Source organism: Paenibacillus sp. FSL M7-1046 (assembly GCF_038007405.1).
Classification (GTDB): domain Bacteria; phylum Bacillota; class Bacilli; order Paenibacillales; family Paenibacillaceae; genus Paenibacillus_AQ.
In genome coordinates, this window is the sequence record NZ_JBBOXB010000001.1 from 6,310,361 (window position 1) to 6,325,220 (window position 14,860).

General features: G+C 48.3%; 13 protein-coding genes. 5 read left to right on the top strand and 8 right to left on the bottom strand.

Going from position 1 to position 14,860, the window contains the following annotated elements; genetic code table 11:
* Nucleotides 1-21 precede the first annotated feature (21 nt).
* Nucleotides 22-819 (top strand): YheC/YheD family protein, encoded by a 798-nt coding sequence (locus tag NYE29_RS28010; protein WP_340898403.1) that lies wholly within the window; start codon nucleotides 22-24, stop codon nucleotides 817-819.
* A 139-nt stretch (nucleotides 820-958) separates the two neighbouring features.
* Nucleotides 959-1,549, top strand: a complete 591-nt coding sequence (locus NYE29_RS28015) for an AAA family ATPase (RefSeq protein WP_076109372.1) — start codon at nucleotides 959-961, stop codon at nucleotides 1,547-1,549.
* A gap of 83 nt (nucleotides 1,550-1,632) precedes the next feature.
* Here NYE29_RS28015 and NYE29_RS28020 read toward each other — a convergent pair whose 3' ends face one another.
* A complete protein-coding gene (locus NYE29_RS28020; protein WP_340898405.1) occupies nucleotides 1,633-2,454 on the bottom strand; it encodes an AraC family transcriptional regulator in 822 nt (273 codons plus the stop codon).
* 165 nt (nucleotides 2,455-2,619) lie between these two features.
* On the opposite strand from NYE29_RS28020, the gene NYE29_RS28025 reads away from it, so the two are divergent.
* Entirely contained in the window at nucleotides 2,620-5,733 is a 3,114-nt protein-coding gene (locus NYE29_RS28025) for a glycoside hydrolase family 2 TIM barrel-domain containing protein (RefSeq protein WP_340898406.1), read from the top strand.
* 218 nt (nucleotides 5,734-5,951) lie between these two features.
* The gene (locus NYE29_RS28030; protein WP_340899823.1) at nucleotides 5,952-6,527 is read left to right on the top strand and encodes an acetylglutamate kinase; all 576 of its coding nucleotides are present in this window, start codon (nucleotides 5,952-5,954) and stop codon (nucleotides 6,525-6,527) included.
* Between the two features lie 76 nt (nucleotides 6,528-6,603).
* On the opposite strand, the gene NYE29_RS28035 is transcribed toward NYE29_RS28030, so the two are convergent.
* The 7 genes from NYE29_RS28035 to NYE29_RS28065 all read right to left on the bottom strand — a co-directional run bounded on the left by NYE29_RS28035 (nucleotide 6,604) and on the right by NYE29_RS28065 (nucleotide 13,494).
* Nucleotides 6,604-6,765 carry a hypothetical protein gene (locus NYE29_RS28035; protein ID WP_179091682.1) on the bottom strand — a complete coding sequence of 54 codons (162 nt, stop codon included), beginning with the start codon at nucleotides 6,763-6,765 and terminating at the stop codon, nucleotides 6,604-6,606.
* Between the two features lie 241 nt (nucleotides 6,766-7,006).
* Complete coding sequence (locus NYE29_RS28040) at nucleotides 7,007-7,885, bottom strand: metal ABC transporter permease (RefSeq protein WP_340898408.1); 879 nt, start codon at nucleotides 7,883-7,885, stop codon at nucleotides 7,007-7,009.
* On the bottom strand, nucleotides 7,882-8,805 hold the full coding sequence (locus NYE29_RS28045) for a metal ABC transporter permease (protein ID WP_340898410.1): 924 nt from the start codon (nucleotides 8,803-8,805) through the stop codon (nucleotides 7,882-7,884). Before NYE29_RS28045 ends, NYE29_RS28040 begins: the two co-directional genes overlap by 4 nt.
* Nucleotides 8,805-9,533, bottom strand: a complete 729-nt coding sequence (locus tag NYE29_RS28050; protein ID WP_340898412.1) for a metal ABC transporter ATP-binding protein — start codon at nucleotides 9,531-9,533, stop codon at nucleotides 8,805-8,807. Before NYE29_RS28050 ends, NYE29_RS28045 begins: the two co-directional genes overlap by 1 nt.
* A gap of 1 nt (nucleotide 9,534) precedes the next feature.
* Nucleotides 9,535-10,500, bottom strand: coding sequence for a metal ABC transporter solute-binding protein, Zn/Mn family (locus NYE29_RS28055; RefSeq protein WP_340898414.1), 966 nt, complete (start codon nucleotides 10,498-10,500; stop codon nucleotides 9,535-9,537).
* Between the two features lie 289 nt (nucleotides 10,501-10,789).
* On the bottom strand, nucleotides 10,790-11,563 hold the full coding sequence (locus NYE29_RS28060) for a DUF817 domain-containing protein (RefSeq protein ID WP_340898415.1): 774 nt from the start codon (nucleotides 11,561-11,563) through the stop codon (nucleotides 10,790-10,792).
* Nucleotides 11,564-11,709: 146 nt separating this feature from the next.
* Entirely contained in the window at nucleotides 11,710-13,494 is a 1,785-nt protein-coding gene (locus NYE29_RS28065) for an SgrR family transcriptional regulator (protein ID WP_340898416.1), read from the bottom strand.
* A 115-nt stretch (nucleotides 13,495-13,609) separates the two neighbouring features.
* Here NYE29_RS28065 and NYE29_RS28070 point away from each other — a divergent pair, with 115 nt between their 5' ends.
* Nucleotides 13,610-14,854 carry an MFS transporter gene (locus NYE29_RS28070; RefSeq protein ID WP_340898417.1) on the top strand — a complete coding sequence of 415 codons (1,245 nt, stop codon included), beginning with the start codon at nucleotides 13,610-13,612 and terminating at the stop codon, nucleotides 14,852-14,854.
* Nucleotides 14,855-14,860 lie beyond the last annotated feature (6 nt).

Sequence of the window (14,860 nt, forward strand, 5' to 3'; positions counted from 1 at the left end):
TTAGAACGAGGTGACCTGCTGATGCTGTCCAAGAAAGCCGCGACCACCAAAAAAACAATTACCATTGCAAGCAAATGGTCCAAAACAAAAATGCTGCTTAATCATTCACGGCTCCGCCAATTCGTGCCCGATAGCCGGATCTATTCGTATGAAGCCCTGCAGTCCATGCTTAACAAGCATAAGATGGTATATGTAAAGCCTGTCAAAGGAACCGGAGGAAATGGTGTCATCAAAGTTATTAAGTATAGTGAACATAAATATGCCTATCACGTAGGCGAGAGTCCCCGTTATTTTAAAACTTACGGCGCTCTGTTCACTTCGCTCGGCAGCAGTAAATTAAAGCGTGAATATTTGGTTCAGCAAGGGATAAATCTGCTAACTTATCAGAATCGTATCTTTGATGTGCGCATTATGACGCAAATGAACAGCACGAACCATTGGGAATGTACCGGATATATCGGGCGAATGGCACACCCCAAGAAAATCGTTACGAATTTCCACAACAGCGGAAAACCGCTTCCTCTGGAAACGCTGCTTAGTCCTTACCTGCAAGGAGACAAGAAAAAAGACTATATCAAAGAATTAAAAGCTTTAGGGGATCAGGTGGCAAAAGAATTCCATAAGAACCACAGCGGATTTAAGGAAATAGGCCTGGATATTGGATTGGATTCTGCTTTGAAGCCATGGATTATTGAGGTAAATACGCGGCCGGATGCTTATATCTTTAATCAACTGAAGGATAAAACGATGTTCCGCAGAGTGATCTACCTTAAGAAGTGGCATAAATTATTGAATTCCGGCAAGAAAGTTGTCAAATAAGGTGAACATTACCGGGTATAAAAGAGGTTGAACTTGAGCGCACTCTTTGGCTCTGTTCAACCTTTTTTTGGATTGCAAAAAATGATAGGATATACTGGTTGAGGTGTGAAATGAATCGGGATTTGAGGAGAGCAGATGGATGAATAAACTGGTGTTTTTTCTGGGACCGGCAGGTGCGGGCAAAACGACGCTGGCCAAAGCGGTAGCCTCGCGCCGCAAAGCCGCCTTCCTCGATATGGATATTCTGCTGCGGCCGGCGGCAGACGCCATTATGACCATGCATGGTCTGGACCCGACAGACAGAGATTCCGCAGAATATAAAAGACTTTGCCGCGACCTTGGTTACCGCATTACGATGGACGCCGCGCTTGATAATATCGGCCTGAATAGCGATGTATTCGTGGTTGGACCCTTTACCAAGGAAGCCGCCGACCCAGACTGGATTAGCAGTGAGCTGTCCCGGATTGGTCTTACGCTGCCCGAGGTTGAGGTCAAGGTTGTTCTGGTCGGACTGGCCAACGAGGATTTGTACCGGGAACGGATTCAAGGCAGGCACTCATCTTTGGATGACTGGAAATTTCAGCATTGGCAGGAATTCCGGTCTTCGCTTGGCAGCCGCACTGTCGCGTGGCCGCTGCCCGCGTCGAATGTCGCAATGATCGACAACTCAAATCCGGAGATCGAAGATACAGTAAGGACAGTTGAGCATTTTATTTATGCAGCACAATGAGCAGACGAAAGGCAGCCGTGGGCTGCCTTTTTTTGTTATGTAGAATTCATGAAAGGTCCTATTATTTTCATCTGTATTCACCTTTAATCCAAACCATGCAATCGTTTAAACTCCTCAGGCTTCATCCCTGTCACCCGTTTAAACACCGCACAAAAGTAGCTGGCATTCTCAAAACCGACATCCCGGGCAATTTCGTAGATTTTTTTACCGCGAACGTTAAACATTAATTGCTTGCTCCGGTTAATCCGCTGTTTATTAATGTACGTTACCGGCCGCTCATGAACCGTGTGCTGAAACAGCCGGCACAAGTACTGCGGCGATACCGCTGCTACTTCTGCCAGTTCTTTTAACTGCAGCGGCCGGTGCAAATGGAGTTCTATATGCCGCAGGACAGGCTTAATCCGTTCCATTTCATCTTCCTCATTGGAAGAAGGCAGCAGTTTGCGTTTCAGATCCAGCAGCAATGCGTAGAGCAGCTTGGAGCATTCCAGATCATCTTCAAGCGGATGTTCATTAGACAAAAGAAGCATCTCCCGCAAAGGCTCCAAAAGTGCTTCGTCTCTTAATCTCCCGGGTCCAGACTCGCGTATTCCCGCGTACATCAGCATCTGGGCAGCTTCCCTGCCGCTAAATGAAATCCACGCCAGCCTCCACTCCCTGCTAACCGGAGTATAGAAATGCGGAATTTCAGGATATAGAAAAAACACATCCCCGGGGCCAACGATGTAACTTTTGTCATTAATATTCAGTTCACCTTTGCCTTCAAGCACCTGATGCATCTGATAATCCGGAAAACCGGCCGGACGCAAAGTTTCAGCCTGATGCTCCCAATATCCGATGGTTGTGGCATATAAAGGCAGCAGCATCGTCTCATCAGTTTGGCAAAAAATCATTTTGCTTTTCACAAGGATTCTCCGTTTCTAATTGTTGCTTCTATTTTAGCCTTCATTTCTAGCGAAAGAAAGCCCTATTTAGTTTCATATTGTGTTATTTGATAAGAATATCATTATATATACCTTGAGCCTTTCTCATTCTATAATATGAATATAACAATATAAGGAGATGTTAAAGTGCGTAAGAAGCTAGTCTATCAGCCACCTGCCAACGGATATCCCGAATGGAATAACAATCCGGAGATTTTTCAATTGAACCGAATGGAAGCGCATGCTTCCATGATGTCTTTCCCGACTGCTGAGCAAGCACTCCAAGGAAATAAACAATCCTCCTCTCGTTATCAATCGTTGAACGGCACTTGGAAATTCGCCTTTGCCGAAACTCCTGAGAAACGCAGCAAGGATTTCTATAAATCAGATTATGACAACAGCAACTGGGCGGATATTCCTGTTCCTTCCCATTGGCAATTCCAGGGCTATGATTACCCTCAATATACCAATGTGCGGTATCCCTGGGCAGAGTCAGAACCGGATTTGAAGCCCCCTTTTGCCCCTACTTTATATAATCCTGTAGGTTCCTATGTACGTACATTTGATGTACCGCAAGCTTGGGACGGCCAGCCTGTATTCCTCAGCTTCCAGGGTGTGGAGTCTGCTTTTTATGTATGGGTGAACGGAGAACTAGTCGGCTATGGTGAAGATACCTTTACCCCGTCGGACTTCGATATTACAGCTTATCTGCAAGCAGGAGAGAATAAGCTGGCCGTTGAGGTGTACCGCTGGTGTGATGCCAGTTGGCTGGAAGATCAGGATTTCTGGCGGCTTAGCGGCATTTTCCGCGACGTTTATTTGTATACCGCACCTCCCGTACGTGTTGCCGACTTTTGGGCCCGGACCGATCTGGACAACGAGTTTGTGCATGCGGAGCTGAACGTGGACATCAAAGTGGAAGATTACTTTAGCCGCAAAGCTGGAGATTACTCGCTGCAAATGCAGCTTCATGACAACAATGGCCAGGGGATCTGGGCTGCTCCGGTTGCTGCTGCAGTATCTTTTCAGGAAGGAGATTTGCAGCAGCTTAAACTGTCGGCACCTGTAGCTCAGCCTCATAAATGGAGTGCGGAGAAACCATACCTTTACACCCTGGTGATCTCGCTAGTGGATGGTCAGGAGGCCGTTCAAGAGGCGGTCAGCACAAAGGTTGGCTTCCGTTCCTTCGAGATTAAAGACGGCTTAATGAAGATTAACGGGAAACGGATCGTACTGAAAGGCACTAACCGGCATGAGTTCTCTTGTGACACTGGACGCGCATTGTCCGTAGAGGATATGATCCGCGATATTCATCTGATGAAATCCCATAATATTAATGCGGTACGGACCTCTCATTATCCCAATCAGTCAGTTTGGTATGAGTTGTGTGACGAATACGGTCTCTATGTAATCGACGAAACCAATCTGGAGACACACGGCAGCTGGCAATATGGACAACAAGAGCTGCATGAGGGGAATGTTCCCGCCAGCAAGCCGGAATGGCGCGCCAATGTCATCGACCGCTGTAATTCCATGATGCAACGGGACAAAAATCATCCATCCGTTATCATCTGGTCACTCGGCAATGAGTCCTTTGGCGGCGATAATTTTATTGCCATGCATGACTATCTGCGGGCAGCCGATCCTACCCGTCCTGTTCATTATGAAGGTGTTTTTCATTACAGACCTTCAGAAGCGGCGAGCGATATCGAGTCTACGATGTACATTAAGCCTGCCGGCGTTGAACAATATGCTACAAACAATCCGCAGAAGCCTTATATCCTCTGTGAATACAGCCATGCTATGGGCAATTCTTGCGGCGGACTGCATCTCTACACCGATATGTTCGACAAATATGATGTGTTCCAAGGCGCATTCATCTGGGACTGGGTGGATCAGGCCATCCGCACTACAACTCCAGAGGGGATTGAATATCTGGCGTACGGCGGCGATTTCGGTGAATCCCCACATGACGGGAACTTTAGCGGCAACGGCCTGCTGTTTGCGGACCGGACTGTAACTCCTAAGCTGCTTGAGGTCAAAAAATGCTATCAGAATATAAAAGTCACCGCCCAGGATCTTCAGAAAGGTCTTTATCAAATCCGCAATAACTTCTTATTTACGAATATCGAAGAATATGATTTACATTGGAAGATTGAATTGGAAGGAGTAACTTCGCAAGAGGGCTCTCTGCGGATTGCCGCTGCACCGGGAGAGACTGTCGATTGTGTCATTCCGTATGAGCTTAGTTCTATAGCCAATGATAAAGAAGCAGTTCTGACCTTGTCCTTCATTCAACCCGCAGCAGCAGCATGGGCAGATGCCAACTATGAGATTGCATGGGAGCAGTTCATTCTAGTTCCAAGAGTTGCAGGAAATCTTCCCGTTTCAGCAGGAGATCCCCTTCACATCACTGAGCAACAGGAAGCATTGATCATTGCAGGAGCTGACTTTTCACTTTCTTTCAATACGGCAACCGGAGATTTGTTCTCTTATCAAGTCCTGGGCAAAGAACGCCTGATTGAGCCTGCAAGACCGAATTTCTGGAGAGCCGTCACCGATAATGATCTTGGCAACCATCTGCAGGAACGTTCCGCAGTCTGGAGAAAGGCTTCCTATGAACGCAGTCTTGTACAATTCACTACCCGGACTCAAGAGAATCTTTGTTTCGTATCGGCAACCTACTTGCTGCCCACAAATCCCGTGTCCACTCTACTGGTCACCTATGAAATCCGTCCTGACGGATCTGTGGAGATTTCGCAGGAACTGAACCCGGGCAGCAGCTCGCTGCCGGAAATTCCCGAGTTCGGAATGCTGTTCGTGCTGGATGGAAGCCTGGACACTGTGTCATGGTATGGACGCGGACCACATGAGAACTATTGGGACCGGCAAACCGGAGCCCGTCTGGGACGCTTTAGCGGCAAAGTCAGTGAACAGTTCACTCCTTACCTCAAGCCACAGGAATGCGGGAACAAGACAGATGTCAGATATGCTTCAGTTACAGAAAGCCACGATGGATCAGGGATCCATATTGACAATGCAACATCGCTGGAAATCAACGTACTCCCTTGGAAACCAGAAGAACTGGAAGCCAGCGATCACGTCTATAAATTGCCGGCTTCGGATAAAACCGTGCTGAGGGTCAATTACAAGCAAATGGGTGTCGGCGGGGACGACAGCTGGGGTGCACCGACGCATGAACAGTTCACTCTGCCTGCAAACCGGCCGTATAGCTTCCGCTTCACGCTCGCTCGAATTTAATCTGCCATTGCAACAAAAAGCGAGATTCCGCTCAGCGGATATCTCGTTTTTTTGTTTAGGGAAAATGTAAAAACCACCTTCTTTTGAAGCCGTTGGTGAACACATAGGCGGAATCCCCATACTATGGGGATATAAGTATTCAGGGGAGGTTAGATTGTATGTATTCTTATGGGGGCTTTGGCCCCTCCGGAAATAGAACGTCTTACGCATGGCCCAATATGGCTCCTGCAAATGCAGGTCCACAGGTGATCTGCCTGACCAAAACTCAGATTGAATTCAAAAACCATATGCGCTTATTATGGGAGCAGCATGTGGCGTGGACACGAATGGCCATCACCAGTCTCGTTTTCGGATTGCCCGATACCGATGCGGTACTGGCGCGCCTCCTGCAGAATGCGCCGGATATGGGCAACGCTCTTAAGCCCTTTTACGGGGAGAGTATAGCTAATGCTTATAGCAATCTTATCAAAGAACACTTGGTAATTGCTGCTGATCTTGTCAAAGCTGCGAAAGCAGGTGATACCAATGCAGTTGCCGCCGCAGAGAAAAAATGGTACGCCAATGCTGATCAAATTGTTGAATTTCTAGCCCGCATTAACCCCTTTTTCCCCAAAGATGAGTTCAGGAAAATGTTCTACGATCATCTGGCACTAACTAAAGCAGAAGCAGTAGCGATGTTGAACAAGGACTACAACACCAGTATTCAGCTGTATGACCGTATCGAGCGTGAGGCGTTGATGATGGCGGATATGATAAGAAATGCCATACTCATCCAATTCCCTCAGAGGGTATAAACCGGATTATTGCTTCTTAAGCTTAACAAAAGCCCTCAATGCTCCGCTTCAAGGCGGAAACCTGAGGGCTTCTTGGTTATACAGACTCCTGCATATTATGCTGAAAAAGTGTCCGATACAGCACGTTGCGGCTCCATAATTCGCTGTGGCTTCCACGGTCCGCAATACATCCGTCTTCAAGCAGAATAATCTGGTCTGCCCGCATCACAGAGGAAAGGCGGTGTGCAACGATAATCATCGTCCGCTCGCCAGATAGATTATCAAGCGTGCGGTTTGATTTAATGAGAAAAATGTGGCCTAAATCCATATATTAGTGTAATGCTTGACAATCATTTTTGATAGTTATAATTCTGTGATAGCCTTGTGGACTCGGTAGATTCGGTGTTGCTTCAACCTAAAAATCCCCGTTCTATCGCCCTTGAGCAATAAAATGGGGATCTTCATATTCGTATGACACAAGCTCGCAACGCTGGCTTATGTTATTCCTCGATCACTGCTGGAGCCCGGAAAAACCTGGACAACACGCCGCTTGACGGAGAACCAAGGAAGCTTGCTATAAATACAAGTCCGGTAGCAAAGGCCATGGAGCCTGAAATTGAGGTGTCCAGCCACACTGCAATATAGTAACCCGCGACTGCAGAGAGGACGCCAAAACCGGCGCTGAGCATCAGCATGACTGAAAGACGGTCTGTCCACAGATAAGCGGACGCAGCCGGGGTAATCAGCATGGCTACGACCATAATTGCCCCGACGGCATCAAATGAGGCCACCGTTGTTACCGATACAAGCGTCATGAACAGATAATGCATCAATACGACTGGAAGTCCAAGACTGGCCGCAAGCGCCGGGTCAAACGATGTAATCTTCCATTCTTTATACAATGCAAGAATAACGGCAAGAACAATAATGAGTACAATGAACAGCATTAGCGTTGCTTGAGGAACGGCACCTATCCAAGGCAGCTCCACTGTATTCCACGGAACAAATGTAATTTCACCCATCAATGCGTGTTTTACATCCAGATGTGCATTCCCTACCTTTGTTGCAATCAGAACTACACCGACTGCGAACAATGTGGTGAAGACTACACCAATGGAAGCATCCTGGGCTACGCCGCGGGAGTGCAGGAATTGGACCAGCATGGCTGTCAGCAGACCGGCGATGATGGAGCCGATCAGCATATGTCCGCCGCTCAGCTGCTTGGTGATCAGGAAGGCAACGACGATCCCCAGCAGCACACTATGGCTGATGGCATCCGCCATCATTGCCATTCCTCTAAGGATGAGGAATGTTCCAATTATCCCGCAGGTTAGGCCCACAAGTGAAGCTGTAAGTAAGATCCAGGCTGTGTAGCTCATACCGCTTTCCCCTCCTCAGGCGTATGCAGATGTGCTGATTCCGCCGATTTTTTCTTTTGCGCCCGCAGGTGAAGAAGCTTCGCCAGCCAGCCTTTCTGAAAGCCAAAGACAAGCGACACAAGGAACAGCGAAGACGAGAACAGAACGATAAAGGGTCCTGTCGGCCAGCCTTTTCCCAGTGTGCTGACCCATGTTCCTGCGGCCCCGGCACCCCCGCCGAATACAGCGGAAATGATAAGCATCCGCTTGAAGGACTGGGTCCAGTATCGCGCACTTACCGGGGGAATAATCAGGAGAGCCGACATCAGGATGACACCTACCGCCTGAATCCCGATGACAATAACAAGAATCAGCATACTCATATACATCCCGTTCATCACCCGCCCGGACAAGCCCAGCCCCTTGGCAAAATCCGCATCGAACAGAAACAGCTTCCACTCCTTGAAACCGATCCATATGAACGCGATCACAATCAATGCCAGCACCAGCATGATCTTAACATCTTTACCGGTCATGGAAGCTGCCTGGCCAAATATGAAGGAATCCAGACCGCTCTGGCCTCCGCCTGCCGTCCGGTTTACAATGGACAACAGCATGATTCCAAGTCCGAAAAAGATCGACAGCACGATTCCCATCGCCGTATCCTCTTTAATTTTGGTGGACGATTGAATCCACTGGATAAAGAGAAAACCGAGCACTGCGCTTAGCGCCGCTCCGGCGATCATTGCCGGAACGCTTTTGACACCAACGATCGTAAAAGCAATCACAATTCCCGGCAAAGCCGCATGGGAAAGGGCGTCGCTCATCAGACTTTGCCGTTTCCAGTACGCCAGACAACCGATCAACCCTGAGGCGATCCCAAGAATTAAAGTACTAAATAATACCCAGAGTGTGTTGGGTGAGATGCCGGTTATATCCATTAGGTTCCTCCGATCCAGCGAAGCGAACCTCCATAGGCACGGTACACTTGCTCTTGGGTAAACGCCTCACGGGTACTTCCGTGGGCTACAATCGTACGGTTCAACAGCAGCACGTGGTCGAAATACTCCTCTACCGTATGCAGATCATGATGTACGACCATCACTGTTTTGCCCTGCTCCTTCAATAGCTGGAGTGTCGTCATAATCGCCTTCTCCGTCGCGGCATCTACCCCGGCCAAGGGCTCATCCAGAAAATAAAGGTCAGAATCCTGTACCAGCGCCCTGGCCAGAAACACCCGCTGCTGCTGCCCGCCGGACAGCTGGCTGATCTGGCGGTGCGCGTAATCAGTCATCCCCATCTGGTCCAGGGCGTGTAATGCCTGCTGCCGGTGACTGGCTTTGGGCCATTTCAGCCACCCAACTTTGCCATACAGTCCCATCATGACTACATCCAGCGCATCCGTCGGGAAATCCCAATCCACGGAGCCCCGCTGCGGCACATAACCGATACGTGATTTCACCTTGGAGAAGGCGGAGCCGTAAAAGGATACGGTGCCCGACAGCTTGGGATGCAGGCCCAGCATCACTTTGAGCAGGGTCGATTTCCCGGCACCGTTCGGGCCGATGATCGCCGTAAGCGTGCCGGGCTGTACCTTGAAGGAAACATCGTGCAGTACTTTATTTTGCCGGTAAGAGGCATTTAAGCCTTCTACTAGAACATCGCTCATCTTATTTCCCTCCCCCGCTGAGTGCAGTATAGATCGTCTCCACATTATGTTTATACATTCCCAGATAAGTACCCTCAACGGTATCTGCATTGCCCATGGCATCGGAGAACAGCTCACCGCCGAGCTTGACCTCCAGCCCCTTGCTCTTGGCTCCTTCAATCACGGCCTCTATGGATTTCGGGTTAATACTGCTTTCTACGAATACGGCAGGAATTTTGTTCTGAATCAGCAAGTCAATGGTATCGTTAATGTCAGAGACGCCAAATTCATCCTCTGTACTCAGTCCCTGCAAGCCTATTACCTCAATACCATTTGCCCGGCCAAAATAGCTGAATGCATCATGCGCGGTAACCAGAGTCCGCTGGGCTTCAGGAATCTGTGCCAATTTGGCTTTTGAATCCGTGTTCAGCATGTCTAGCTCTGCGAAGTATTTCGCTTTATTACTCTCAAAATATTCTTTATGCTCCGGGGCCAGCTTCTTCAGCTCCTCTGCTGCATTGCCGAGGGCCTGCTTCCAGAGGTCAATATCAAACCATACATGGGGGTCCGTGTCTCCCAGTTCATTTTTGAGCAGCTGGTCTTCCGGGATACTCTCAGATATCGCTACCGTCGGCCTCGTTTTGCCGATCTCTTGGAACACCTCATGCATTTGGCCCTCCAGATGCAAGCCGCTGTACAGGACCAGATCTGCACCTCCCAGCTTGGCTATATCTCCTTGAGTGGCATTATACAGATGGGGATCCACACCAGGTCCCATAAGACTCTGTACCTGTACTTTATCTCCGCCAATAATCGTTATAGGCTCTGCAATCTGTGAAATGGTCGTAACCACAGCAATGGTGTCTTTGCCTGTCCCTTCTGCTGCGTTCCCGCTCTCCTTTTCACCACAGGCCGTGATTACAAGTGCCAAAGACAGCAATGCACCCACACCTAATTTTCTCGTTCTCTCCACCCATAGGTTCCTCATTTGTTTCTCCTCCTGGTTCATAGAATAGATAAGATTCAATAATGTGCATTAAGGAAAATATGTTTCCCTGATGAAACTTATTTATATATATAAAAATAAAGGCATTTGTTTCTAATGTCAAACTAATTTTCACTAGGGAAAGAATTATGTAATAATAATCCAGTCCGGCCTCATGCGCTGCGTTTCCTGAACACAACAAAAAACAGCGGCAGCCAGGACGAGAATATTGTCCTGGACTGCCACTGTTTTATTGTACAATCGTGTCCCGTTTACTTAATCTTGCTGGCCCCTACCCTTTTGTAATACGGTTCGCTTTAACATGTTTTAGTTGGGCCACAATAATAACGCTGATGATGACCAGCAGGAACCATGAGCTGATCTTACTGAAGCTAACCACTTGCCAGGCTTGGTACTGGTCAGGATATTTCCAGGCATTAAAGAATGTAGCTATATTTTCGGCTAACCAGATAAAAAAACCTACGATGAAAAAAGCCAGTGTCAAGGGCATTCGATATGTGACGGTCCGTACCCGGTAGATGATCCAAGTTTTCCAAAAAACAATGAGCACAAGCGCCGTCAGCCACCAGCGAAAATCAGGAATGAAATGATGTGTGAAAAAGTTCAGATAGATGGCTCCTCCCAGTAATCCCGCAGAAGTAAGCCCCGGCCAGCCGGTCATGTCCATCTTCAGTCTACGCCATATCTGGCACATAAAACTTGCAACACTTGCATACATAAAACCGCTATAGAGCGGTACACCAAATACCTTCGTAAGCCCGGGCTCCGGGTATGACCATGATCCCATACTCACCTTATATATTTCCAGCAACAGTCCAATACAGTGAAATATACAGATCACTTTAATCTCATCCCATGTCTCTAATCCACTGCGGTACATGAGGTACTGCACAGTAAGCAATACGAAAAGAATGGCATCATAACGGTAAACGAAAGGCACATCTATTACACCGGAAAGAGCTAAGGTCCCAAAGATCGCAATCGGAAAAATGCAGCTCATCGCCTGATGATAGCCAAAATGCAGAAGTTGTGTTATTGGTTTCAATGATGTTATCTCCTCCCCGGGCAGCTTTTAGCCTTCCTTTTTCAATGAAGCATTACCGTTTTGAATTTAACATATAATTTATCGTTTTACAATATATTTTGATCGTTTTGGAATATAATAAACCTTCTTGAAGCTATTATATGTTCTTACTTAATCCATATTTCCTTGTAGTTGATTTTGCCCCAGGCATTCATCTCGATCCCGTGCAGCGACTTCTCATGCCCGACAGTCTGCACACTATGATACATAAAAAGCACACTGAACTCCCGCTTCAGCTCCGCCTCGATCCCGCGCAAAATCTGCATTCTCTGCTCCGGATCGGCAGTTCCCAGAGCTTCCTGGATTCGTCCATCGGCTTTTGCCAACGTGGCAGCATCTAAATGGTTGCGGATATAACCGTTAGGAGACCGGTACATCTCAATTAAAGCAATCGAGGGCTGCCCGCCCAGCACTTCGCCAACGAAGACCATATCTGCCTGCACGATCACCCCGGCTTGCGAAAGTTCCAGAATAGGCAGCACATTTATTTCCACCTTAACGCCCAGCTTGCCGCACTCCTGCCGGATCCAGCGCACATCCTCTTCATTGCTGAAGTACTCATAGGTGTACAGCTGCAAGACTTCACCGGCATAAGTAGATGATCGCAGCAGTTCTTTGGCTGCATCCAAATCAGTGCTATTCCCATATGCGGGGTCATTCCACCCGGGATCAAAGCCTGAAGAAGTCACGGCTCTTTTCCCCTGCAGCTCCCGAATCATTTGCTTCCGGTCCAGTGCAAGATGTATCGCCTCCCGTAATCGCCTGTCTTGCACTACTCCGTCTTTGGACAAATTGAACGTTAGCAATGTACTGCCCAGCTCATATTGGTTCAATGTCCGGTCAGAATCCCCCTTGCTAAGCGCTTCAAAATACAACAGCTGTGTTTGATCCGAAGACCGCTCCCTGCTCCGCAGCTGTTCTTCGTAATTAGGCCACACCCACATTTCAATCCGGTCCAAGAAAGGCCGTCCATTAAAATAACGTTCATTGGCCTCCAGCACCAGGATGGATTCATTATTCTCCGTCATTTGAAATGGGCCGGTGCCCACTGGCAGCCTGGCGAAGTCATGTCTCGCAGCTATCTGTTCCAAATCATTCGGGATGATCGAAAATCTTTCGGTGGCTATAAAATGCGCAAACAGCGCATTCGGCTCAGCCAGCTGGAAACAAACACTATACGTACTCTTCATCTCCACCTGCAGCACACTTTGTGCCAGAAAATCGCCGGCACTCCAGTTCCTGATACGCTCGAAAGTAAAGCGCACATCCTCCGCCGTCAGCCTTTTACCATGATGGAACATCACGCCCTTGCGCAAATAAAAGGTCCAGCGGCTTTTCGTTTCGTCACACTCCCAGTGATGGGCAAGTCCAGGCTTCAGCGTCTGCTGCTGCGGATCGTATTCCACCAATGTATCAAACAACTGGCGGATCATATGTGCTTCTGTTCTCCGGACAACTGTCAGCGGATTAAGATCAGGCACGGGCCTGTAAAAGGGAAACCGCAGCACATCTTCATCCCTCCGCTGTTTATGCATGCCAAACTGGTCACCAAGCCAGCTGTGGAACTGCGTGTGCAGAGATTCGCCACCGCTGTCCTGCAGACATTCGAAGGCTTCACGAATCCGGCCTTGCAGTGCCCGTCTGCGCGCTTTTTCCAGAATCAGCTCTTCTTTGTCCCGGAGAAGTACAAGCTGTGAAGTATTCCCCCTGCCCAGTCCCGATTTCCAGTCAATATAACCATGCTCCTTCAGCTTCTGGACGAGAAATTGCGTATTGCGGCGCGTGCAGTCAAAGATAACCGACAGCTCATCCATCGACACGGGAAACCAGGTTTTATCCGGTTTTGACTCATATTGTTTATGCAGCGTTAAGTAATGATCTTCAATATCCATCATCGTCACTCCTCTAAAAGGCGAAATCAATAAATTAACTTTTCTATTTTACTACCACTTTTCTAAAAGTATAATTTGAGTCATTCCATCCGTAAAGAGGAGCGTGTATGAACTAATGTCATCCAACATAACGCAAGCACAGCCGGTGATATCCATTTGGCGCAGTCCGGCTTTTATGATTTTACTTGGGACAGGTGCGATCATGGCGCTGGGGAACAAGATCTATGAGCTGGCCCTACCGCTCATCTTGTATGATCTCACGAAGTCCTCCGTGGTTATGTCTACGATGCGAGGCATTGAATACCTGCCAAATTTGCTGCTCGCGATGTTCATTGGCGTGCTGGTAGACAGGGTACATAAGAAAAGGTGGTCTTTAACAGCTATTCTGCTGCAGATCGTAATTCTTGCGGGGTTGTATGCGGCTATCGAAATGGGGATTCATTCTCTTTGGCTGTTGTACATTGCGGGTTTTCTGCTGATGACCTTTGGGTATGCCTATTCTAACGCCCGGGTTGCCATGGTGAAGCAGTCGCTTCCCGAGTCCATGCTCACACCGGCAAATGCTTCCTACAATTTCGTGACGACCTTTGTCGGGATCGCCGGACCCGTATTAAGCGGCTTCTTGCTCATTCTACCCAATCTCCATGTATCTCTGCTGATTACAGCGATTGCTTTCACCTTGGCCTTCATTACACTTTCCTGTATTAGAACCCATGAAGAGACCGCCTCGCCTTCTTCGAAGCGTGACGGTTTCTGGAAAGAGCTGCATGCAGGCTGGATTGAATTACGCACGAACCGGTTGTTATGGACGATGACGATCGCCGTTATTTTTCTGAACAGCACTTCCGGGATGGTGGATACGACAATTATCTTTTTTGCAAAAGATGAACTGAAGCTCGGAAATGCGCTACTTGGCCTCGTTTTCTCGGCTGCTGGAATCGGAGGACTGGCAGGAAGCCTGCTGATCGGTAAGTTACGGGGTTATTTCACTGTTGGACAGTTGATTACGTTATCCAGTTTATGCGTCGGATTGACGAGTATCATCTTTTATTGGTCGCACTCTGCTTATGTACTTGCCTTCGGTCTGTTTCTATACGGTTTGTTTGAGACAATAAGCACAGTGAGCATCTGGACGTTCCGCCAGGAGACGACACCTTATCAGCTAATTGGCCGGGTCAGCGGAATTACGGGATCAATCTTCAAGCTGGGAATGCCCTTCGCCATTATAGCGTCGGGCTGGATCTCCGAGCTGTCGGGACCGCGCACGGTGTTCCTGATTACGATAGGTATAAATATGCTTATATTCGCAGGTTGTCTGTTAAGTCCATTATGGAAACATCGCGGGGCGATAAAGAGATAACTCAGC